The organism is Pseudomonas syringae KCTC 12500 (assembly GCF_000507185.2).
GTDB lineage: Bacteria > Pseudomonadota > Gammaproteobacteria > Pseudomonadales > Pseudomonadaceae > Aquipseudomonas > Aquipseudomonas syringae.
The window spans coordinates 4342882-4365918 of sequence record NZ_AYTM02000002.1 but is presented as its reverse complement, the minus strand read 5'-3'; the positions used below and the strand labels follow the sequence as shown (position 1 = coordinate 4365918).

16 protein-coding genes are annotated in these 23037 nt (G+C 59.9%); 8 read left to right on the top strand and 8 right to left on the bottom strand.

Annotation, left to right across the window (positions count from 1 at the left end):
* The first annotated feature begins 150 nt into the window (after positions 1–150).
* Positions 151–2004, top strand: a complete 1854-nt coding sequence (locus V476_RS19815; RefSeq protein ID WP_024959166.1) for a sigma-54-dependent Fis family transcriptional regulator — start codon at positions 151–153, stop codon at positions 2002–2004.
* Positions 2005–2111: 107 nt separating this feature from the next.
* Here V476_RS19815 and cysS read toward each other — a convergent pair whose 3' ends face one another.
* Together cysS and V476_RS19805 are read right to left on the bottom strand one after the other, a co-directional pair.
* Entirely contained in the window at positions 2112–3494 is a 1383-nt protein-coding gene (gene cysS / locus V476_RS19810; protein WP_024959165.1) for a cysteine--tRNA ligase, read from the bottom strand.
* Between the two features lie 24 nt (positions 3495–3518).
* A complete protein-coding gene (locus V476_RS19805; RefSeq protein ID WP_024959164.1) occupies positions 3519–5213 on the bottom strand; it encodes a glutamine--tRNA ligase/YqeY domain fusion protein in 1695 nt (564 codons plus the stop codon).
* 207 nt (positions 5214–5420) lie between these two features.
* Here V476_RS19805 and V476_RS19800 point away from each other — a divergent pair, with 207 nt between their 5' ends.
* A complete protein-coding gene (locus V476_RS19800; protein ID WP_003404493.1) occupies positions 5421–5924 on the top strand; it encodes a peptidylprolyl isomerase in 504 nt (167 codons plus the stop codon).
* Positions 5921–6667 carry a UDP-2,3-diacylglucosamine diphosphatase gene (gene lpxH / locus V476_RS19795; RefSeq protein WP_003390679.1) on the top strand — a complete coding sequence of 249 codons (747 nt, stop codon included), beginning with the start codon at positions 5921–5923 and terminating at the stop codon, positions 6665–6667. Before V476_RS19800 ends, lpxH begins: the two co-directional genes overlap by 4 nt.
* A 189-nt stretch (positions 6668–6856) precedes the next feature.
* Here the strand turns inward: lpxH and V476_RS19790 are convergent, their stop codons facing one another.
* From V476_RS19790 to V476_RS19770, 5 genes are all read right to left on the bottom strand, one after another.
* Positions 6857–8416 carry a DHA2 family efflux MFS transporter permease subunit gene (locus V476_RS19790; RefSeq protein WP_227443053.1) on the bottom strand — a complete coding sequence of 520 codons (1560 nt, stop codon included), beginning with the start codon at positions 8414–8416 and terminating at the stop codon, positions 6857–6859.
* A 42-nt stretch (positions 8417–8458) separates the two neighbouring features.
* Positions 8459–9667, bottom strand: coding sequence for an HlyD/EmrA/EmrK family protein (locus V476_RS19785; RefSeq protein ID WP_003390683.1), 1209 nt, complete (start codon positions 9665–9667; stop codon positions 8459–8461).
* A 72-nt stretch (positions 9668–9739) separates the two neighbouring features.
* Positions 9740–10228 (bottom strand): MarR family winged helix-turn-helix transcriptional regulator, encoded by a 489-nt coding sequence (locus tag V476_RS19780; protein ID WP_003318886.1) that lies wholly within the window; start codon positions 10226–10228, stop codon positions 9740–9742.
* Between the two features lie 150 nt (positions 10229–10378).
* Complete coding sequence (locus V476_RS19775) at positions 10379–10990, bottom strand: MiaE family protein (protein ID WP_003368536.1); 612 nt, start codon at positions 10988–10990, stop codon at positions 10379–10381.
* Positions 10991–11074: 84 nt separating this feature from the next.
* Positions 11075–11545, bottom strand: a complete 471-nt coding sequence (locus V476_RS19770) for a DUF1289 domain-containing protein (protein ID WP_002554470.1) — start codon at positions 11543–11545, stop codon at positions 11075–11077.
* A gap of 402 nt (positions 11546–11947) precedes the next feature.
* On the opposite strand from V476_RS19770, the gene acnB reads away from it, so the two are divergent.
* Together acnB and mntP are read left to right on the top strand one after the other, a co-directional pair.
* A complete protein-coding gene (gene acnB / locus V476_RS19765; RefSeq protein ID WP_024959163.1) occupies positions 11948–14548 on the top strand; it encodes a bifunctional aconitate hydratase 2/2-methylisocitrate dehydratase in 2601 nt (866 codons plus the stop codon).
* 279 nt (positions 14549–14827) lie between these two features.
* Positions 14828–15400, top strand: coding sequence for a manganese efflux pump MntP (gene mntP / locus V476_RS19760; RefSeq protein ID WP_003318883.1), 573 nt, complete (start codon positions 14828–14830; stop codon positions 15398–15400).
* An 85-nt stretch (positions 15401–15485) separates the two neighbouring features.
* Here mntP and V476_RS19755 read toward each other — a convergent pair whose 3' ends face one another.
* Positions 15486–20342: an NAD-glutamate dehydrogenase gene (locus V476_RS19755; RefSeq protein WP_024959162.1), complete on the bottom strand. Its 4857-nt coding sequence runs from the start codon at positions 20340–20342 to the stop codon at positions 15486–15488.
* A 367-nt stretch (positions 20343–20709) separates the two neighbouring features.
* On the opposite strand from V476_RS19755, the gene V476_RS19750 reads away from it, so the two are divergent.
* From V476_RS19750 to V476_RS19740, 3 genes are all read left to right on the top strand, one after another.
* Positions 20710–21069 (top strand): hypothetical protein, encoded by a 360-nt coding sequence (locus V476_RS19750; protein WP_024959161.1) that lies wholly within the window; start codon positions 20710–20712, stop codon positions 21067–21069.
* A 48-nt stretch (positions 21070–21117) separates the two neighbouring features.
* Positions 21118–21864: an amidohydrolase family protein gene (locus tag V476_RS19745; RefSeq protein ID WP_003318879.1), complete on the top strand. Its 747-nt coding sequence runs from the start codon at positions 21118–21120 to the stop codon at positions 21862–21864.
* Between the two features lie 209 nt (positions 21865–22073).
* Positions 22074–23033: an AAA family ATPase gene (locus V476_RS19740; RefSeq protein WP_003342804.1), complete on the top strand. Its 960-nt coding sequence runs from the start codon at positions 22074–22076 to the stop codon at positions 23031–23033.
* The last annotated feature ends 4 nt before the right edge of the window (positions 23034–23037 follow it).

Genomic DNA, 23037 nt, shown 5'->3' with positions numbered 1-23037 from the left:
AATAATGAACAGAAAATACTGAACACTTGAACAAAATGAACATTGACTTTGAACAAAACTGAACGACACTGGACGGACGTTGCGGGCAAGGATGGTCACGCCGACGGGACCTAAAAACAAAAACAATACGTCATATTCGCAGGCATCCTCATGTCTCAAACCAGCGCTTCGCTTGCTCACGACATCATCGTTCAGGATTCATGGACCCGTTGCCGGGACTTCGGCCTCAGTCATCAGACGCGCCCGTCATTCGGCCAATTACCGGGGGCGGAGGTTTCCAGGTTGCTGGAGCGCCATAACGGACTGGTACAGACCACCCATCAGGAGGTCCTGCCGGTCTACGAAAACATTCTCAGCAACTCCAGCTGTCTGATTCTGCTGGCCGACCCTCAAGGTCAGTTGCTCAAGTCATGGGGTGCGCAGCGCTTCGTCGAATCGTCCCAGGCTCAGGGCTTCATGCCAGGTGCCAGCTGGAGCGAGCGCGGCACGGGCACCAATGCCATCGGCACAGCGCTGGCGTGCGAGCAGGCCATTCATATCGAACCGGACGAGCATTTCCTCAAGGCCAACCGCTTCATGACCGGTTCGGCCTCACCGATCTTCGATGCTGATAGGCGCATCATTGCCGTGCTGGATGTGTCCAGTGACAGCTTCCTGCCACCCTCGCACACGCTGGGCATGGTCAAGATGATGAGCCAGTCGGTGGAAAACCGCCTGATCCTCGACCAGTTTCGCGACTCCCACTTCCAGCTGATCTTCAATACCGGTCTGAACAACCTCGACAGCCAGTGGGCCGGCCTGCTGATTTTTGACGAAAGTGGCCAGATCCTGTGCGCCAATCGGCGTGCCGACACTTTGCTGGGGACGGCTCCGGCCGGTGCCAGCATCGAGACGCTGTTCAAATGTCCGATCCTGCAATTGCTCAGCGAAACCGAAGCGCGTCCGTTTGCGCTGCATGCATTTGGCAACAATCGCTTTCAATGCCTGCTCAAGCGCCCGACTCGCAAACCACTGAAGCTGCATTGCGTCCAGGCTGCGCAGGTGCCTGCTGCACCACGAAACCTTGATCTGCAGGCGATCAGCCTGGGCGATGCGAAGGTCGAGAAGGCTGTGCGTCAGGCGCAGCGGCTGCTGGAAAAAGACATCCCGCTGCTCATTCATGGTGAAACCGGGGTCGGCAAGGAAGTCTTTGTCAAAGCCCTGCATCAGGCCAGTGCGCGCGCCAGCCAGCCGCTGATCGCGGTCAATTGTGCGGCGATCCCGGCCGAACTGGTCGAGGCCGAGCTGTTTGGCTATGAAAGAGGCGCCTTCACCGGGGCCAACCAGAAAGGCAGCATCGGCCTGATCCGCAAGGCCGACAAAGGCACGCTGTTTCTGGATGAGGTGGGCGACATGCCGATGCCGGTGCAGGCGCGACTGCTGCGTGTGCTGCAAGAGCGCTGCGTTCAGCCATTGGGCAGCAGCGAGTTGTATCCGGTCGATATTCGCCTGATTTCAGCCACCAACCGAGGCCTGCGCGATCAGGTCCAGGCGGGGCTTTTTCGCCAGGATCTTTATTACCGGATCAGCGGCCTGAGCATCGAACTCCCGCCCCTGCGCGAGCGGACGGACAAACATGCGCTTGTCCAGCGAATCTGGGAGCGGCACCGTGATGCTCATCAGCGCGCGGGCTTCTCCAGAGAAGTGCTTGAGTTGTTCGAGCGTCACCCCTGGCCGGGCAACCTGCGCCAGCTCAACAGTGTGATTCAGGTAGCACTGGCACTGGCCGACGAACAGCCGATCGGCACTGACCATCTGCCCGAGGACTTTCTGCTCGATGCTCACGCGGATGAGGAATGCCGTGCCCCGGTCAGGACTCAGGAGTCGGCCACGCGCCTTCACTCGAGCGAAGACCTCGGCCAATTGTTTCAAGCGGCAGGCGGGAATATTTCACGGCTGGCCAAACGTCTGGGCGTCAGCCGCAACACGCTGTACAAGCGGTTGCGGGAGCAGCGGATCGTTTAGTGTTTGACGCTCGGCAGGCAGCACATCATCGAGGACAGGACGCGGAGCGTCCAGAACAGCATGCCCACGCGGAGTGGGCACGATAGTGTTTCAGGAATAGTCCTTGATCAGTCCGCCAGACGCCAGGTGGTGCCGCCCTTGCCGTCTTCCAGCAGAACGCCCATGGCGGTGATCTGGTCGCGGATACGGTCGGACTCAGCCCAGTCTTTCGCGGCACGCGCAGCCAGACGCGCCTGAATCAGCGCCTCCACTTCAGCCGCATCGACCCGCCCTTCCGCGCCAGCGCGCAAAAAGTCGTCGGCTTCGAGTTGCAGGACACCCAGCACGCTGGCCAGTTGCTTCAAGCGCGCCGCCAGACCCGCCGCTGCTGCGATATCGGATTCGCGCAGACGATTGATCTCGCGAACCATCTCGAACAGCACGGCGCAGGCTTCAGGCGTACCGAAGTCATCGTTCATCGCCGTGCTGAAACGCTCGACGAACGCCTCGCCACCCGCAGGTTCGGCGACCGGCAGGCCCTTGAGCGCGTGATAGAACCGCTCCAGTGCCGCCTTCGACTCACGCAGGCTGTCTTCGGAATAGTTGATCGCGCTGCGGTAGTGGCTCGACACCAGCAGGTAACGCACCACTTCCGGGTGATATTTTTCCAGCACGTCGCGAATGGTGAAGAAGTTGTTCAGGGACTTGGACATCTTCTCGCCATTGATGCGAATCATGCCGCAGTGCAACCAGGCATTGGCGTAGGTCTTGCCGGTGGCCGCTTCGCTCTGGGCGATTTCGTTTTCATGGTGCGGAAACTCGAGGTCGCTGCCGCCGCCATGAATATCGAAGGTCTCGCCCAGGCAGCAGGTCGACATCACCGAGCACTCGATATGCCAGCCTGGACGTCCTGCACCCCAGGGCGACTCCCAGCTCGGCTCGCCCGGCTTGACGCCTTTCCAGAGGACGAAGTCCAGCGGATCTTCCTTGGACTCGTCCACTTCGATGCGAGCACCGATGCGCAGGTCTTCGATCTTCTTGCGCGACAGCTTGCCGTAACCCTGAAACTTGCCGACCCGATAATACACATCGCCATTACCCGGCGCGTAGGCATAGCCCTTGTCGATAAGGGCCTGGATCATGGCGTGCATGCCAGGGATATGATCGGTGGCACGCGGCTCCATGTCCGGCTTGAGGATATTGAGGCGCGCCTCGTCCTCGTGCATGGCATAGATCATGCGCGCGGTCAGTGCGTCGAACGACTCACCGTTTTCCCGCGCCCGGTTGATGATCTTGTCGTCGATATCGGTGATGTTGCGCACATAGGTCAGTTCATAACCACTGAAACGCAGCCAGCGCGTCACCAGATCGAACGCAACCATGCTGCGGCCATGGCCCAGGTGGCAGTAGTCGTACACGGTCATCCCGCAGACGTACATGCGTACCTTGTTGCCATCCAGCGGCTTGAAAACTTCTTTGCTCTTGGTGAGCGTGTTGTAGATAGAAAGCACGTGCTCCCCCTCAAACGTACAGCATCAGGTCCAGGAATCCCGCAACGTCACGGTGCGGTTGAAGACAGGTCGACCAGGTTTGGAGTCCTTGATGTCCGCGCAGAAATAACCTTCGCGTTCGAACTGGAAACGGTCTTCCGGTTGCGCTTGGCCCAACGAGGGCTCGGCGCGACAACCGGTCAGTACTTGCAGGGAGTCCGGGTTGATGTTGTCCAGAAAGCTTGCGCCCTCTTCGGCTTTTTCCGGGTTCGGCGAACGGAACAGGCGATCGTACAGACGCACTTCGCACTCTACGCTCTCGGCGGCTGGCACCCAGTGCACGACGCCCTTGACCTTGCGGCCTTCTGGGTTCTTGCCCAACGTTTCCGGGTCGTAGGAGCAATGCAGCTCGACGATGTTGCCGTCGGCATCCTTGATCGCTTCATCTGCGCGGATCACATAGCTGCCACGCAAACGCACTTCACCGTTCGGCTCCAGACGCTTGTAGCCTTTCGGCGGCTCTTCCATGTAATCGTCGCGGTCGATGTAGAGCTCCCGCGAGAACGGCAGCTCGCGCATGCCCAGGTCTTCTTTGGGGTGGCGCGGCAACTCCAGCTTCTCGATCTGGCCTTCCGGATAATTGGTGATGACCACTTTCAGCGGGCGCAGTACACACATGGCGCGCGGCGCGCTGTGGTCCAGGTCGTCGCGGATGCTGAATTCGAGCATGCCGAAATCGACCACGCCGTCAGAGCGGTTGGTGCCGATCATTTCGCAGAAATTGCGAATCGATTTCGGCGTGTAGCCACGGCGACGGAAGCCCGACAGCGTCGACATGCGCGGGTCGTCCCAACCACTGACGTGCTTCTCGTCGACCAGTTGCTTGAGCTTGCGCTTGCTGGTGATGGTGTAGTTCAGGTTCAGACGCGAGAACTCATACTGACGCGGTTTGCACGGCACCGGCAGGTTGTCGAGGAACCAGTCGTACAGCGGGCGATGGCTCTCGAACTCCAGGGTGCAGATCGAGTGGGTGATGCCTTCGAGGGCATCCGACTGACCGTGGGTGAAGTCATAGATCGGATAGATGCACCACTTGTCGCCGGTCTGATGGTGATGCGCATGACGAATGCGGTAGATGATCGGATCACGCAGGTTCATGTTCGGCGAGGCCATGTCGATCTTGGCGCGCAGTACACGCGCGCCATCCTCGAATTCGCCGGCTTTCATGCGCGCGAACAGGTCGAGGTTTTCCTCGACGCCACGCTCGCGGAACGGACTGTTCTTGCCCGGCTCGGTCAGGGTGCCGCGATATTCGCGCGCCTGCTCGGGGGTCAGATCGTCCACATAGGCCTTGCCTGCCTTGATCAGCTCGACCGCCCAGTCGTGCAACTGGTCGAAATACTGCGAGGCGTAGCGCACTTCGCCCGCCCACTCGAAGCCCAGCCACTTGACGTCACTCATGATGGCGTCGATGTATTCCTGGTCTTCCTTGGCCGGGTTGGTGTCATCGAAACGCAGGTGCGTATCGCCACCGAACTCCTTGGCCAGACCGAAGTTCACGCAGATCGACTTGGCGTGACCGATGTGCAGGTAGCCATTGGGCTCCGGCGGAAAGCGGGTCACGATTTTGCTGTGCTTGCCCGAGTCCAGGTCTGCCTGCACGATAGGACGCAGGAAATTGGTCGGTACGGCTGGACCTGCCTTTGAATGGGCAGCGGGTTCTGGAGTGGGCTTGCTCATAGGATCCTTGGACATACGTGCGCGGCCAGGGTAGGCCGACTAAATCAAAGCGCTTATCATAGCCGAAGCTGTCAAGTCCCTGACAACAGACTGCGTATTTGAAGGCATAAAAGCTGCAAAAGCGCTGAAAAATGTAACCTCGTCTGTAAACTGCGCGTCAGGGTCATAATCTGCCCATTCATGCATGACTAGAGAGCGACTTCCCAAATGCCTAATGTAAAGCTGACTACCAACCACGGCGACATCGTGCTGCAACTGAACGAAGAAAAAGCGCCGCTGACCGTTGCCAACTTCATCGAATACGTTAAAGCCGGCCACTACGAGAACACGGTTTTCCACCGCGTGATCGGCAACTTCATGGTTCAGGGCGGCGGTTTCGAGCCTGGCATGAAAGAAAAGAAAGACAAGCGCCCGAGCATTCAGAACGAAGCCGACAACGGTCTGCCGAACAAGAAGTACAGCGTCGCCATGGCCCGTACCATGGAACCGCATTCGGCCTCTGCGCAGTTCTTCATCAACGTCGCTGACAACGCCTTCCTGAACCACAGCGCCAAGACCGTTCAGGGCTGGGGTTACGCTGTATTCGGTGAAGTGATCGAAGGCACTGACGTGGTCGACAAGATCAAAGGCGTGGCGACTTCCAGCAAGGCCGGCCATCAGGACGTCCCGGTAGAAGACGTGATCATCGAGAAAGCCGAGATTGTTGAGTGATACTGCTGATCTCCGATCTGCACCTTGAACAGGAGCGCCCGGACATTACCCGGGCGTTTCTGGATCTGCTCGCAGGACGCGCTCGCGAAGCCGAGTCGCTGTACATCCTCGGGGATTTCTTTGAAGTCTGGATCGGTGACGATGCGATGTCGCCGTTCCAGCTTTCGATCTGCAAGGCCCTGCGCGAATTGAGCGACAGCGGCACACGAATTTTTCTGATGCACGGCAACCGTGATTTCATGCTCGGCAAGGGTTTCTGCAAGGCAGCGGGCTGCACGCTGCTGAGTGACCCCAGCGTCGTGCAGTTAAACGGTGAGCCGGTGCTGCTGATGCACGGCGACAGTCTGTGCACGCGCGATGAAGGCTATATCCGGATGCGTCGCTATCTGCGCCATCCGCTGACGCTGTTCATTCTGCGCCATTTGCCGCTGGGCACTCGGCACAAGCTGGCGCGCAAGTTGCGTAATGAGAGCCGTGCGCAAACCCGTATGAAAGCCAATGATATTGTCGATGTGACGCCGGACGAGGTGCCGCGGATCATGCAGCAGTTCGGTGTGCGTACGTTGGTCCACGGCCACACTCATCGTCCGGCGATTCATAAGTTGCAGATTGGCGATCAGGCGGCCAGACGCATTGTGTTGGGTGACTGGGATCGTCAGGGCTGGGTGTTGCAGGTGGATGAGCAGGGTTTCAATCTGAGTTCGTTCGACTTTGTGCCCGAGACGCTTGCGCTGTTGAATTGATGATGCGGGATCGCGTGAACTGACCCCGAAAAGCTGGATGGTTGACTATCGTTCCCATGCTCCGCGTGGGAATGCAGTTCGTGACGCTCTGCGTCACACAGCGGTTCTGCGTCGTCAGTGCAATCGCGGTTGAAAAAGCACTTTAGAGCAGTTTGGCCAAAGGCACGGTTCAGATAAGCGCACAAGAAACTAGTGCCCGCCCCCTGCCGCAGGCCCGGCCTTGGCGGCGAATGGGGGTTTGGCCAGCCAGACGAGCAGGATCAGTCCTGCGAATATCCAGCCCAGCAGGTAGAAGTAATCCACGGTGGACATCATGTAGGCCTGGGCGTTGAGGGTGCGTTCCAGTTGCGCGTAGGCTTGTGGGCTGGCGCCGCCCAGGCTGTCGAGGGCGTGGCGGGTGGCGGGGTCGAAGGTGCTGATGTTTTCGCTCAGGTAGGCATGATGCTGGTTGGCGCGGCGGATCCAGATCCAGGTGGTCAGCGAGGCTGCGAAGCTGCCGCCCAGGGTGCGCAGGAAGGTTGCCAGTCCAGATCCATCGGCGATCTGATTGGGCGGCAGGTCGGACAGCAGAATACTCAGAGTGGGCATGAAGAACAGCGCCACGCCGATGCCCATGAACAGTTGCACCATCGCCACGTGTTCGAAATCCACGTCGGTGTTGAAGCCTGCACGCATGAAGCAGCTCAGCCCCATCGCCAGGAACGCCAGCCCGGCCAGTAGACGCAAGTCGAACTTGTGCGCGTACTTGCCGACAAAGGGCGACATCAGCACCGGCAGGATGCCAATCGGTGCGACGGCCAGCCCCGCCCAGGTCGCGGTATAGCCCATCTGGGTCTGCAACCACTGCGGCAAGATCAGGTTGATGCCGAAGAAGCCGGAATAGCCGCCGATCATGACCAGCGTGCCGATGCGGAAATTGCGGTAGGCAAACAGGCGCAGGTTGACGATCGGGTGCTTGTCGGTCATTTCCCAGATGACGAAAAAGACTAGCGCGATCAGCGAAATCAGCGAGCCGAAGATGATGAAGTTCGACTCGAACCAGTCCAGATCATTACCCTTGTCGAGCACTATCTGCAGCGCGCCCACACCGATAATCAGCGCCAGCAGGCCAATGTAGTCCAGCGGTTGGCGGGCTGTGCTGACCGGCCTTTTGGCCATCTGGCTACGTACCACCAACACAGCGAACAGGCCGATGGGGATGTTGATGAAGAAGATCCACGGCCAGCTATAGCTGTCGGTGATCCAGCCACCGAGGATCGGCCCGGCAATGGGCGCCACCACCGTCACCATCGCCAGCAATGCCAGGGCCATGCCCCTTTTGGCGGGCGGGTACACCGCAATCAGCAGGGTCTGGCTCATCGGATACAGCGGGCCGGCGACCATCCCCTGCAGCGCCCGGAAGCCCACCAGTTCCGGCATGGACTGGGAAATGCCGCACAGAAACGAAGCGATCACGAACAGAATGGTGGCCCACAGGAACAGCTTGACCTCACCGAAGCGACGACTGAGCCAGCCGGTCAGCGGCAAGGCAATCGCGTTGCTGACCGCAAACGAGGTGATCACCCAGGTACTCTGCTCCGAACTGACCCCCAGGTTGCCGGCGATGGTCGGCAGCGCCACGTTGGCAATCGTGGTATCGAGCACCTGCATGAAGGTCGCTAGCGACAGACCGATGGTGCACAGCAACAGGCTTGGCGGGGTAAAAGAAGCGGGGGCGTTGTTGCTCATCGCGAATCCCTGAAGACGAATGCGACACCCCGACCGGAAGGCGGGGGCTCACGGATTAGCGGTTCAGCGCTGAACGGCAGTCTTGCCACCGGGCGCACTGTTCTCGTGAATCAGGCGGGCGATCAGCGCGTCGGCGTCAGCCAGCTGCTCGGTGTACACCTGAGTGCTGAAAGCGGCCTGCTTGCGCGGCTGTTGCGCCAGGACCGGGCCGCTCTGGTCGTGCAGGTTGACCTCAACCGTGGTCGACAGGCCGATGCGCAACGGGTACTTCGCCAGCTCTTCAGGGTTGATGTGCACCCGCACTGGCACACGCTGGACAATCTTGATCCAGTTGCCAGTGGCGTTCTGCGCAGGCAGCAATGCAAAGGCACTGCCGGTGCCGGCCCCCAGGCTGTCGATGGTGCCGTTGTACTTCACATCGCTGCCATACAGGTCGGAGCTGATCTCCACCGGCTGACCAATGCGCATCTTGCCCAGTTGGGTTTCCTTGAAGTTGGCATCGATCCACAACTGGTCCAGCGGAATGACCGCCATGGTTGCAGTGCCCGGTTGAATGCGCTGCCCCAACTGCACGGTGCGCTTGGCGACGTAACCGGTGACCGGTGCCACCAGCGTCGAACGCGCGTTGGCCAGGTAGGCCTGACGCAACTGCGCGGCGGCGGCCTTGACGTCCGGGTGCGAGGACACCACGGTGTCATCGACCAGTGCCACGCTAGTGCTCAACTGCTGCTGAATGTTGTTCAGAGCGCTCTGCGCGCTGGTCAGGCTGTCTCTGGCGTGCGACAGCTCTTCCTGGGAAATCGCCCCGCCGGCTGCGAGACTGCGACGACGGTTGTAGTTGTCCTGAGCGGTCTGCACCGCAGCACGCTGTGCGGCCAGCTGCGCTTTCATGCCATCGACGTTGCTGTAGAGGCCGCGCACCTGGCGCACAACCTTGCCCAGATTGGCCTCGGCGCTTTGCAGCGAAACTTCGGCATCGCTCGGGTCGAACTTGAGCAGAACCTGCCCTGCGTGCACCAGATCACCATCGTCCGCACCAATACTGATGACGGTTCCGGTGACCAGCGGGGTGATTTCGACCACATTGCCATTGACATAGGCGTCGTCGGTCTCTTCGCTCCATTGGCCGTAGATCTCGTACCAGGCCCAGATGCCCAGTGCGAGGATCACCACGACAATGGCAAGCCCGATCAGCATGAACTTGCGCTTGCCGGACTTCGGTTCCTGTTCAGGAGCCGGGGCAGATGTGTTTTCAGCGGCAGCAGTGGCCATGGCAGTTACCTTTAATCAGCGAAGCGACGGAACGACGGCGATCAGGCTCACGCCTGCCAATGCGTCGGCCGCTCAGCGTTTAGCTTTGGGGTTGAAGCTCAAACGAGTCAGGGTGATGTGGTCATCAGCCGCCACCAGCACCTTGGTGAGAATTCTTTTCAGGCTCTCGACCTCGTCACTGTCGAGCGCCGCGAACGTGTCGTTCATCGCGTCCGCGCCAATCTGCGGCAGCAGATCGCAGAGCGCCTGCCCCTGCTCGGTCAGTGCCAGACGCACCTGACGACGATCGGTCGCGGAGCGCTGGCGCACCACCAGCCCTTTCTGTTCCAGGCGATCGAGCATGCGGGTCATCGAACCGCTGTCCAGCGACAGGTGCCGACACAATTCCACCGGGGTATCGGTAGAAAACTGGGCAATGATGATCAGCACCTTGAACTGCGCGAACGTCACGTCATAGGGCAGCAGGTACTTGTCGAGCATGCGGTCTTTGAGCGCATTGGTACGACCGACCAGCAGCCCGATAAGGCTGGATTCAAAATTGTCGGGGCTGAAATGTTTCATGAACTGACCCAGATAGCTGCCTAAGCAGTGATTGCAAAATATTACTGCCTAGGCAGCCGTTGTCAAAGCATTTATTAGCTTGCTTACTAAATGCCCATAAAAAAACGACCGCTGGCAAGACGGTCGTTTTTGGAGGGAACGCGAGAGGAATCAGGCGGCGACAGGTACGCCACTGTGAAAACGGAACTCTTCGTCAGGGCTTTCGATCAGCTCACGCTCGGCCAGACGGATCTCCTCGATCTTGGCATCGACATCAGCCTTGTCGCCGTAGCTGTAAGCCAGCTTGAGGTAGTCCTGAAAGTGCCGCGCTTCGGACTTCAGCAAACCGCCATAGAATTTGGCCAATTCTTCGTCCAGATGCGGCACCAGCGCGGCAAAGCGCTCACAGGAACGAGCCTCGACAATGGCACCGACGATCAGCGCATCGGTCAGCCGGTACGGGTTGTGATTGCGCACCAGCTTGCGCAGCGCTCCGGCATAGCGGGCCGAGCTGATGTTGGCCATGGGGATCTGGCGCTTTCTGATGATGCTGATGACTTGCTCGAAATGGCGCAGCTCTTCCCGGGCCAGACGTGACATCTTGCTCAACAGGTCGAACTTGTCGTTGTACTGAAACATGAACTGGAACGCAGCCCCGGCGGCCTTCTTCTCGTTGTTCGCATGGTCGATCAGCAGGATGTCCAGATTGCGCAGCGCGGCCTGGACCCAGCTGTCGGGTGTGCGGCAAAGCAGAAAGGCTTCGATTTCAGGGATCGGGTACATAGGCTCACAGAATGACGGAGAGGCACGGCCGCGCATTATACGAGCAGCAACGATGCCTCGCGACACAAAAGCATGCCGGGTTTGTCAGGCGCCGAATGCGTCGCGCAGAAACCCTGGCGCGATATAGCGCTGATAGTGCGCCTCGGACAGCAGGAAAAACTCGCGGTCGATCGCATCGCGCAGTTCCGGCAGCGTCCAGTCGCGAAACTCCGGCAACAGCACGAAACCGTAAGCCTCGACCTGGCTGATGACCCGCGCGCCACGGGCGATCAACTGGTAAGCCCAGCAATATTCGGACTGGTGCGGCACAAAGCGGATCTTGCGCTGGGTGAGCTGCGCACGCAGCTTGTCGGCATCGAAGACTTCGAGCTTGGCAGTCATCACCTGGACCAGCAGTTGCTCCAGGCGCAGCCAGACGGCTCTTTTTTCGTCTTCGTTATAGCCGTTCCAGTGGATGACCTCGTGGTGGAAGCGCTTGCAGCCACGGCACACCAGATCCCCGTAAACAGTGGAGCAAAGGCCGACGCAGGGGGTTTTGATAATGTAATCGGGCATGTCAGGCAGGACTGGGGAAGGCGAAACAAGGGCTCATGTTAGCCCTTTGTCTAAGCAAGTTCACCCCCGAAGATGTAGGGGCTAACTTACCTTTGGCAAAGTTTTGGCGTAGAATCAGCGAGCCTTTTAAGGCGCCAATGTCCGTTGGAAGCTGTTTTCAAAGCGTCACGAGCACAGTCAAGTTAATCCCGCAGTGCGGCGTCGACAGGCCATTCCCTCATCACGAATGGCCGTGTCGACCGCTACTCCCCCCGCCCTGCAGGCGTAAAACTTTGAAAACAGCTTCTGTTAGGAATCACCGACACCCTGCCAACAAGGCTCAATAAGCCTTGCGTGGGTACGGGCGATTTCTGGATGAGCGTCCCGGACACCCATTTGGGACCACTGATGAGGGTTAATACTGTGCTTGAAGCCTACCGTAAACATATCGAAGAGCGTGCCGCCCAGGGCATCGTGCCCCAGCCGCTTAACGCCGAACAAACTGCAGGCCTGGTCGAGCTGCTGAAGAATCCTCCGGCTGGCGAAGAAGCTTTCCTTGTCGATCTGATCACCAATCGCGTTCCGCCAGGCGTTGACGAAGCTGCCTACGTCAAGGCCGGTTTCCTGTCTGCCCTGGCCAAGGGCGAAGCCACTTCTCCCCTGATCGACAGAAAACGCGCCACCGAACTACTCGGCACCATGCAAGGTGGCTACAACATCGTCACCCTGGTTGAACTGCTCGACGACGCCACCCTCGCGCCGGTCGCAGCCGAACAACTCAAGCACACCCTGCTGATGTTCGATGCCTTCCACGACGTGGCCGAAAAAGCCAAGAACGGCAATGCGCACGCCAAGGCTGTTCTGCAGTCCTGGGCTGACGGCGAGTGGTTCAAGAAGCGCCCGACGCTGGCCGACAAGATCAGCCTGCGCGTCTTCAAGGTCACCGGCGAAACCAACACCGACGACCTGTCGCCTGCCCCTGATGCCTGGTCGCGCCCGGACATCCCGCTGCACGCGCTGGCCATGCTGAAAATGGCCCGTGAAGGCATCATCCCTGACGTACAGGGCGCCATCGGCCCGATGAAGCAGATCGAAGAAATGCGCGGTCAGGGCTTCCCGATTGCCTACGTCGGTGACGTGGTCGGTACCGGTTCCTCGCGTAAATCGGCAACCAACTCGGTACTCTGGTTCTTCGGCGACGACGTCCCTTACGTCCCGAACAAGCGTGCCGGCGGTTTCTGCTTCGGCAGCAAAATTGCTCCGATCTTCTACAACACCATGGAAGATGCTGGCGCTCTGCCAATCGAATTCGATGTCTCGAACATCAACATGGGTGACGTGATCGACGTCTATCCCTACGCTGGAAAGGTCTGCAAGCACGACAGCGACGAAGTCATCACCACCTTCGAAATGAAGACCCCGGTGCTGCTCGACGAAGTCCGCGCTGGCGGCCGTATTCCACTGATCATCGGCCGTGGCCTGACCAGCAAGGCGCGCGCCGAACTGGGCCTGCCGGAGTTCGACCTGTTCAAGACACCTGACCAGCCAGCCGAAAGCACCAAGGGTTACACCCTGGCGCAGAAGATGGTCGGCAAGGCATGCGGCGTAGCGGGCGTTCGCCCGGGCACCTACTGCGAACCGAAGATGACTACCGTCGGCTCCCAGGACACCACTGGCCCGATGACTCGCGACGAACTGAAAGACCTGGCGTGCCTGGGCTTCTCGACCGATCTGGTCATGCAGTCGTTCTGCCACACCGCGGCCTATCCGAAGCCGATCGACGTCAAGACGCACCACACGCTGCCTGACTTCATCATGACCCGCGGCGGCGTTTCCCTGCGTCCGGGCGACGGCATCATCCACAGCTGGCTGAACCGCATGCTGCTGCCGGACACCGTCGGCACCGGTGGCGACTCGCACACCCGCTTCCCGATCGGTATCTCCTTCCCGGCCGGTTCCGGCCTGGTGGCGTTCGCTGCTGCAACGGGCGTCATGCCGCTGGACATGCCTGAATCGATCCTGGTTCGCTTCAAGGGCAAGATGCAACCTGGCATCACCCTGCGCGACCTGGTACACGCCATTCCTTACTACGCGATTCAGGCTGGCCTGCTGACCGTAGAGAAGAAAGGCAAGAAGAACGCATTCTCCGGTCGTATTCTGGAGATCGAAGGCCTCGACAACCTGAGCATCGAACAGGCTTTCGAGCTGTCCGACGCCTCTGCCGAACGTTCGGCTGCCGGTTGCACCATCAAGCTGGCCAAAGAGCCAATCATCGAATACCTGAATTCGAACATCACCCTGCTGCGCTGGATGATCGAACAGGGTTACGGTGATCCTCGCACCCTGGAGCGTCGTGCTCAGGCGATGGAAGCCTGGGTTGCCAATCCAGAGCTGCTGGAAGCCGACAAGGACGCCGAGTACGCCGAAATCATCGAAATCGATCTGGCCGACGTCAAGGAGCCTGTGCTCTGCGCGCCGAACGATCCGGACGATGCACGCCTGCTGTCTTCGGTACAGGGCGAGAAGATCGACGAAGTGTTCATCGGCTCCTGCATGACCAACATCGGCCACTTCCGCGCTGCGGGCAAGTTGCTGGATCAGGTCAAGGGCCAGCTGCCGACGCGTCTGTGGCTGTCGCCGCCGACCAAGATGGACGCTCACCAGTTGACCGAGGAAGGCTACTACGGCATCTACGGCAAGGCTGGCGCACGCATGGAAATGCCGGGCTGCTCGCTGTGCATGGGTAACCAGGCACGCGTGGAACCGAACGCGACCGTGGTGTCGACGTCGACCCGTAACTTCCCGAACCGTCTGGGTGACGGCGCGAACGTCTACCTGGCCTCGGCCGAGCTGGCGTCCGTTGCCTCTATTCTGGGTCGTCTGCCGACGGTTGAAGAGTACATGGGCTACGCCAACCAGATCGACACCATGGCAGCGGACGTGTACCGCTACCTGAGCTTCGATCAGATCGCCGAGTTCCGTGAAGCCGCTGCGAACGCCAACATCCCGGCTGTTCAAGTGTAAGCACGAAAGCAGGCATCAGAAGAACCCCATCCTCGTGATGGGGTTTTTTTTGCCCTCACTCGGCCTCGTACATATATTTTTCACATTCACATGGCTATAGTGGCGGCCCTTGTTGGGGAGTAGCCTGCTCGTGACTCCGGTCACAGAGCGTTCGTATCAACATTCTCGGCAGCATGCCGTGGTGCGAACACCTTCTGGTTGGCGAGACCAACGATGCATCCATGCCTAAAGTCGGGCGTGTGGTTGCGTCGTTGACTCATAGCCCGACTGGATATAACCGTGAACCCGATTTCCCTCCTCTTTCTCGCGCTTGCCATGTCCACGGACGCCTTTGCTGCGGCCCTTGGCAAAGGAGCAAGCCTGCATAAACCGCGCTTTCTCGAAGCGTTGCGCACGGGCCTTATATTCGGCGCCATCGAAACCATCACGCCGGTCATCGGCTGGGGCATTGGCCAGGTGGCTGCGCGCTTCGCCGAGAGCTGGGACCACTGGATCGCCTTCACCCTGTTGCTGGTGCTCGGCCTGCACATGATCTACAACGGCATCAAGCACGACGATGACGAAGAGCAGGAAAAGCCGGGGCAGCATTCTTTCTGGATTCTCGCCGTTACCGCATTCGCCACCAGTATCGATGCACTGGCAGTCGGCGTAGGCCTGGCGTTTGTCGACGTCAATATCGTGGTTGCCGCCCTGGCCATAGGCCTGGCGACCACGGTCATGGTCACCATCGGCGTGATGCTGGGCCGGGTGCTGGGCACCATGGTCGGCAAACGCGCTGAAATCATTGGCGGTATCGTGTTGATCGTGGTGGGGGCGACGATTCTTTACGAGCACCTGTCGGCGGCGCAGTAAGCGGCTGATCGAACCTATCAGTCACACATAAAAAAACCCGCATCTTTCGATGCGGGTTTTTTATGGGTACAGCTTTACAGCCTGGTTACACGGTAATGCCCTGCCCACTCATGGCCAGGTCCAGCAGTTCGCGGTTGGCAACGGCGTACATCGCGTAATCCGTGCCGCTTGCCGCACGCAGCTCGACCAGCATGGCACGCCAGCGCTCGACCATCAGCGTGTGCTGCTCCAGCCACAGGGCCAGACGCGCATCGATTTCCGAAGGACCGTCGGCCATTTGCAGAACCGACACGGTGATCGCCCGCTGTTGCCAGTCGACATCATCACGGAACGCTTCACGCGCCAGCGCCTGCCAGTTGTTTTCCACCGGCAGACTGCTGATCTGCTGCAGGTACCAGGTAATGTCCAGCGCACTGCCGACGGCGAAGTATGCCTTGGCGACGTCGGCAGCATTCTGCCCGGTCACGTCGGAGGCTTCGATGATCGGCAACAGTGTGTACAGATGCGTCGTACCGGCGACCATGCGCGCCAGCAGTTCCGGCACACCGGCTTCGACATACGCCTGATAACGCGTTTGCCAGATCTCGCGGGTCGGACCTTCCAGCAGCTCGTCAAGCTTGAGGCCCAGTGCAGCGAGGTGCGGACCAAAGTGTGCCACGTCACGACCGGCGTCCAGCTCATTGCGACGGCTACGCAGGAACCAGCGCGTTGCACGACGCCCCAGACGCATCAACTCGTCCATCAGCGCCAGCTGGACTTCGGCCGAAACCTTGTAGTCCAGTGCCTCGATCTGACGGAACCAGTGCGGCAGATGGAAGATGTCACGCACGATCACGTAGGCACCGGCCACCGCAGCAGCGCTCATGCCGGTCGACTCTTTGAGCCGCTGCACGAAGGTGATGCCCATGTGGTTGACCAGATCGTTGGCGATCTGCGTGCTGACGATCTCGCGCTTCAGGCGATGGCCGCGCATGGCCGTGGAAAACTTGGCGCCCAGCGAAGGCGGGAACGCGGTTTCCATATCACGCGCCAGATAGTCGTCATCCGGCACACGGGATTCCAGCAACGCTTCCTTGAGGTCGATCTTGCTGTACGAGATCAACACCGACAGCTCGGCACGACTCAAGCCCTGCTTGGCCGCAATCCGCTCGGCAATCTGCTCTTCAGCAGGCAGGAACTCGATGGCACGATCAAGCTTGCCACGCGCCTCCAGGTCACTCATCAGGCGCTTGTATTCGGCAATCCGCTCGTAAGCGCGACGGGCTGCCAGCGACAACGCCTGGGTCTGCTTGTAGTTGTTGCCCAGCACCAGGTGGCCGACTTCGTCGGTCATGCTTTCGAGCAGCTGATTGCGCTGCTTCTCGGTCATGTCACCGGCCTGCACCACTTCGTTGAGCAGGATCTTGATGTTCACTTCGTGGTCGGAGCAGTCCACACCGCCCGCGTTGTCGATGAAGTCGGTGTTGGTCGCGCCGCCATTGAGGCCGAACTCGACACGGCCCAGCTGGGTCATGCCCAGGTTGCCGCCCTCGCCCACCACCTTGCAACGCAGCTCGTTGCCGTCGACGCGCAGCGCATCGTTGGCCTTGTCGCCGACATCAGCGTGCGACTCATCGCTGGACTTCACGTAGGTGCCGATACCGCCGTTCCACAACAGATCGACCGGTGCCTTGAGCAGCGCATGCAGCAGTTCGGTCGGGGTCAGCTTGTCAGCCTTGATGTCGAAGCGCGCCTTCATCTGTTCGGTGATGGCGATACTTTTCAGGCTGCGCGGGAAGATCCCGCCGCCAGCGGACATGATGCTGGTGTCGTAGTCGGTCCAGGACGAGCGCGGCAGATTGAACAGGCGCTGACGCTCTGCAAAGCTGGTGGCCGGGTCCGGATTCGGATCGATGAAGATGTGCAGGTGATTGAACGCTGCGACCAGTTGCAGCTTGTCAGACATCAGCAGGCCGTTGCCGAACACGTCACCGGCCATGTCGCCGATACCGATCACGCTGATGCTGTCCTGCTGCACATTGATGTCGCGTTCACGGAAGTGACGCTGCACGCCAACCCATGCGCCCTTGGCGGTGATGCCCATCTTCTTGTGATCGTAACCGGCAGAACCACCGGAAGCGAAGGCGTCGCCCAGCCAGAAGCCGTAGTCGATGGCAATGCCGTTGGCGATGTCGGAGAACGTTGCCGTGCCCTTGTCGGCGGCCACCACCAGATAAGGGTCATCATCGTCATGACGCACGACGTTGACCGGCGGCACCAGCGCGCCTTCCTTAAGGTTGTCGGTGATGTCCAGCAGCCCGGAGATGAAGATGCGGTAGCAAGCGATTGCCTCGGCCTGCACTTCGTCGCGGTTGCCGGTGGTCGGCAGGCGACGCGGCACGAAGCCGCCCTTGGCACCTACCGGCACAATGACCGAGTTCTTAACCTGCTGGGCTTTTACCAGGCCCAGCACTTCGGTACGGAAGTCTTCCTCGCGGTCCGACCAGCGCAGGCCGCCACGCGCCACGTTGCCGAAGCGCAGATGCACGCCTTCGACACGCGGCGAATAAACGAAGATTTCAAACTTGGGCACCGGCTTGGGCAGTTCGGGAATCAGGCGCGGGTTGAACTTGAAGCTGAAATAGCTCTTGCTCTGCCCGTTGGCATCGGCCTGATAGAAGTTGGTCCGCAGCGTGGCTTTGATCAGGTCCAGATAACGACGCAGGATGCGGTCTTCGTTGAGCACCTGCACGTCGTCCAGCGCAGTCAGAATCGCCTGTTCCAGACGCAGCTGCTTGTCGTCGAGATCGTCGGAACCCAGCTTGCGCGCCAGATAGAAGCGGGTCTTGAACAGACGCGTCAGCTCGCGGGCGATGTCGGTGTGGTTGTTCAGCGTGGTGGCGATGTAACCCAGGTCAAAGCCCAGACGAATCTGCTTCAGATAACGCGCATAGGCACGCAGCAGCGCCACATCGCGCCACGGCAGGCCGGCGGTGAGCACCAGACGGTTGAACGCATCGTTTTCGGCATCGCCGCGCACGATGTGCACGAACGCATCCTGAAGGGTGTCATTGAGCTGCTGGATATCGAGGTTCAGTCCTTCGCCGTAGGTGAAGGCGAAATCGTGAATCCAGAACTCGCGACCGTTGGCATGGTGCAGGCGGTACGGGAACTCGCCCAGCACGCGCAGGCCAAGGTTTTCCAGAATCGGCAACACGTCGGACAACGCCAGCGGTGTGTCGGCGTGATACAGCTTGCAATGCAATTGCTGGCGGCCACCGGCCAGCGGCTGGTAGAAGCTCATCACCAGCGGATTGGCTTCGCTGAGGCTCAGTACGTGCTGCATGTCGACGACTGCTGAATGCGCCGCAAAGCGCTCGCGGTAGCCCGCCGGGAAGCCTTTCGGGAAGTCGGCCAGCACGTTGGTGCCGTGGGCTTCACCGAAGCTTTCGACCACCAGACTGGCGTAGTCGTCCTTCCACGAACGGCACGCCTGAATAACTTCGTTTTCCAGTTGAGCGACGTCGATGTCCAGGTTGATCTTCGGGTCTACGCGCAGAATCAACTGCACACGCGCCAGCACCGATTCAGAGAAGAACGTCCAGAACTCGCAATCGCTGGCCTTGAGGCGGTCCATCAGGACCTGCTGGATCTTCTGGCGTACTTCGGTGGAATACACGTCGCGCGGCACATAAGCCAGGCAGTAGCAGAAACGGCCGTACGGGTCCTTGCGCAGGAACACGCGAATCTTGTTGCGCTCCTGAATCTGCACGATGGACATGACCGTGGTGAACAATTCGTCCACCGGCGTCTGGAAAAGGTCGTCACGCGGCAGTACTTCGACCACCTGCGCCAGTTCCTTGCCCAGGTGCGCCTTGGCGTCGAAACCGGAGCGACGCTCGACCTCGGCGACCTTGCGACGGATGTACGGAATCTGCCGCACGCTCTCGCCATACACCGACGAGGTGTACAGGCCCATGAAACGACATTCCTTGATGACCTTGCCCGACGCGTCGATCTGCCGGATCGAAACGTAATCCGGGTACGCCGGACGGTGCACGCGGCTTGGATGCGCCGCCTTGGCAAACGACAGCAACACCGGTTCCTGCAGGTATTTCACCGCGTAATCTTCGATGTGCAGTTCTTCGCGGGTCAGGCCGGGGCGCAGCAGGCGGGTCAGCCCGAGGAAGGACGACTCGTCGTAGACCAACTGGCCGCCTTCGGCGTCGTTGCGCACTTCGAACTCTTCGTAACCGAGGAAGGTGAAGTGGTTGTCCACCAGCCATTGCAGGAAGACCTTGATCTCGGCCTTTTCCTCGACATCGGTGTTGGACTCGTTGGCATCGATACTGGCCAGCAACTCATGCAGACGCGCTTTCATCGGCCCGAAATCTTCGACGACGGCGCGTACTTCGCCAAGTACCTGCTCCAGCTCGCGCGCCAGCACGTTCAACTCGCTGACGTTGGCGCAGCGGTCGATCTCCAGGTACATCAGCGATTCCTGCAGCACGTCGTCGCCAGTGGTGCCCTTGGGCAGCAGCTCAAGCAATTCGCCAGCAGCCCCGCGACGCACGCTCAGCACGGTGGTCTGCAGGGTGTGGATGCTATAGCCGCGGCGGTTCAGCTCGGTACGTACGGAGTCGACCAGAAACGGAAGATCATGATGCAGCACTTCAACGGCAGTATGAGTCGATTGCCAGCCGTGGCGCTCGTAATCGGGGTTGTAGACCCGGACCTGCGGGTGAGCATGTTCGAAACGCTCCAGCAGGCGCCACGCGGACAAGGTGCAGCCTGCCAGGTCGGAAAGCCGCCGCTGGGTGAGTTCGTCGAGAGAAATGATGCCGAAGAATTGCTCGGCGAACAGCGCCACTTGTGGCAGTGCCTGTTCGCTGATGTGCTGAGCCAGTGCCGCTTGCAGTTGATGCTGGAAGTCGGCCTTGCTGGCTGCGGTGAAGAACGCCATCTGTGGTACTCCGCTTTGGCTTTTATTGGGGAGGCTTGAAGAAGGTGTTGAAACCAGGGTGCCCTTGCAGTCAATCGCGTGGGCATCACCTGATCGAGTGTAAAGCTAAAGTAGTAACGCGCGCTGTGTCAGGGTAGTCACATTTGTATAGCGCGGTGAAAAAACGCTACGCGCACCCGACACCGTACACCACTTGTCCGTCATGCAGCTTAACGAGAGCTGAGCGCACACTGCTTACGAGGCTGCGACATATTCGGTCATCAGGTCGCGATACACTGCGTACGATGGTGCCAATATCGCCCGACATTATTTGCCCGGGACTGGCAAAATTCACTCACGCCTTACCTGGACAGACCCGGAGCCACCCATGCAAATTAAGACCGCCAGCCTCATCGCCAACCCGTGCGACGACGAATACGACGACATGGCGCTGCTCTGCTGCCACGCAGAAAACGGCATGCTGTTTTCCCTGACCCGTTTCCCGGACGAGAACGAAGTGGAAATCACCGTCAGCGACGACAAGTCACTGAACGTGTCCAGCCTGAAGGTCAGCTTCAGTGCCGAGCGCCTGTTGGTGGAAATCGACACGCAGGACGCCAGGCAGCTCGATGGCCACCATCAGTATGAAATTCTCCACGCCACCGATGCAGGCGAGTTGCAGGACGTTCACCAGACGTTACAGATCATTCTCGAAAACGTCGGTGAGTACACCAGCACAATCAGCTGATGATCAAAAAAGCACTAGAGTGAGCACTTCGCCGAACAGGAGTCCGTCATGAACCGCATTTTCGACGCCCACTGCCACATCATCGACCCGCATTTCCCGCTGATCGCCAATAACGGCTATCTGCCGGAGCCGTTCGGTGTCGCTGACTACCTTGCGACGGTCCAGCCGCTGGGCGTTCACGGCGGTGCGGTGGTGTCCGGCTCCTTTCAGGGCTTTGATCAAGGCTATCTGCTTCAGGCGCTGCGCCTGTTGGGGCCTGGCTTCGTCGGTGTCACGCAATTGCCCGCCAGCGTCACCGATGCAGAGCTGGACACCCTGAACGCGGCAGGCGTGCGTGCGTTGCGCTTCAACCTCAAGCGCGGCGGCTCGGAGCAGCTCGACCAGCTGGAGGCACTGGCCGTGCGTGTCCATGAACGCGCAGGCTGGCACTCAGAGCTGTACATCGACTCGCGGGAACTGGCACCCATCGAAACACGCCTGCGCAAACTCCCGGCCATCAGCATCGATCACCTGGGGCTGAGTGCCGAAGGGCTGCCCGTGGTCCTGCGCCTTGCCGAGCGCGGTGTACGGATCAAGGCCTGTGGTTTCGGGCGAGTGGACTTTCCGGTGCGCGAGGCCCTCAGGGATATCCACGCCGCCAACCCGAATGCCCTGATGTTCGGCACCGACCTGCCGTCGACCCGCGCCCCCCGCCCCTTCCGGCCCGACGATATCGAGCTGTTGATCGACGCACTGGGCGAAAGCGGCGCTCGTCAGGCGCTGTGGGAGAACGCGGCGAGCTTCTATCGACTCTGACGCCTTGGCTCCGGGAGCCAGAGCCAACCTTCCTACATGCCCCCCCATAGATCACGTAGGACAATACCTGCATAAATGACAGGCACTTCTCTAAATGCAATAAAAAACGCGGGAGTCGTTAGTCGATACCTGCCTGGATGGATTAAAGTATCGCCCCCAGCTCAGCAGTCGTCAGACACAGCTGTTCGCCCTGCCAGGAACCGTCACCGATGGAACATCGTGAAGCGCTGATTGCGCTGCGAACTTTTCTTTCAACGCAGATCCTTGGCCAGGAAAAGCTGATCGAACGTCTGCTCATCGCCCTGCTTGCCGATGGCCACATGCTGGTCGAAGGCGCTCCCGGCCTGGCCAAGACCAAGGCCATCAAGGAGCTGGCAGAAGGTATCGAAGCCCAGTTCCACCGCATTCAGTTCACCCCCGACCTGCTGCCTGCCGACATCACCGGTACGGAAATCTATCGCCCGGAAACCGGCAGCTTCGTGTTCCAGCAAGGGCCGATCTTCCACAATCTGGTGCTGGCCGACGAAATCAACCGTGCGCCGGCCAAGGTCCAGTCGGCGTTGCTCGAAGCCATGGCCGAGCGCCAGGTCAGTGTCGGGCGCAGCACCTACGACCTGTCGCCGCTGTTTCTGGTCATGGCGACCCAGAACCCTATCGAGCAGGAAGGCACCTACCCGCTGCCAGAAGCCCAGCTCGACCGTTTTCTGATGCACGTCAAGATCGGCTTCCCGGATGCCGCCGTCGAACGCAAGATCCTTCAACAGGCGCGTGGCGAAGCCCTGAATGGCGAAACCAAGCCGGAGCGCCGCGTCAGCCAGCAGGCGATTTTTGCCGCACGCAAGGAAATCCTTGGCCTGTACATGGCCGATGCGGTCGAGGAATACCTGGTGCAACTGGTCATGGCCACCCGTACCCCGGCCAAGTTCGACCCGGAACTGGCCGAATGGATTGCCTACGGTGCCAGCCCGCGGGGCTCCATCTCGCTGGACCGCTGCGCCCGTGCGCATGCCTGGCTGGCCGGACGCGACTTCGTCAGCCCCGAAGACATTCAGGCAGTGCTGTTCGATGTCTTGCGCCACCGGGTCATTCTGTCGTTCGAGGCCGAAGCTGCCGGTATCGATCAGGATCGCGTGATTCAGCGCATCCTCGACGTCGTGGCCGTCGCCTGACCCC

Excerpts from the sequence above, each read along its gene's own strand:
- V476_RS19815 (WP_024959166.1), top strand. The coding sequence starts at position 151 with ATGTCTCAAACCAGCGCTTCGCTTGCTCACGACATCATCGTTCAGGAT.
- V476_RS19805 (WP_024959164.1), bottom strand. The coding sequence starts at position 5,213 with ATGAGCAAGCCCACTCCAGAACCCGCTGCCCATTCAAAGGCAGGTCCA.
- V476_RS19800 (WP_003404493.1), top strand. The coding sequence starts at position 5,421 with ATGCCTAATGTAAAGCTGACTACCAACCACGGCGACATCGTGCTGCAA.
- V476_RS19785 (WP_003390683.1), bottom strand. The coding sequence starts at position 9,667 with ATGGCCACTGCTGCCGCTGAAAACACATCTGCCCCGGCTCCTGAACAG.
- V476_RS19780 (WP_003318886.1), bottom strand. The coding sequence starts at position 10,228 with ATGAAACATTTCAGCCCCGACAATTTTGAATCCAGCCTTATCGGGCTG.
- V476_RS19775 (WP_003368536.1), bottom strand. The coding sequence starts at position 10,990 with ATGTACCCGATCCCTGAAATCGAAGCCTTTCTGCTTTGCCGCACACCC.
- V476_RS19770 (WP_002554470.1), bottom strand. The coding sequence starts at position 11,545 with ATGCCCGATTACATTATCAAAACCCCCTGCGTCGGCCTTTGCTCCACT.
- V476_RS19755 (WP_024959162.1), bottom strand. The coding sequence starts at position 20,342 with ATGGCGTTCTTCACCGCAGCCAGCAAGGCCGACTTCCAGCATCAACTG.
- V476_RS19750 (WP_024959161.1), top strand. The coding sequence starts at position 20,710 with ATGCAAATTAAGACCGCCAGCCTCATCGCCAACCCGTGCGACGACGAA.
- V476_RS19745 (WP_003318879.1), top strand. The coding sequence starts at position 21,118 with ATGAACCGCATTTTCGACGCCCACTGCCACATCATCGACCCGCATTTC.
- V476_RS19740 (WP_003342804.1), top strand. The coding sequence starts at position 22,074 with ATGGAACATCGTGAAGCGCTGATTGCGCTGCGAACTTTTCTTTCAACG.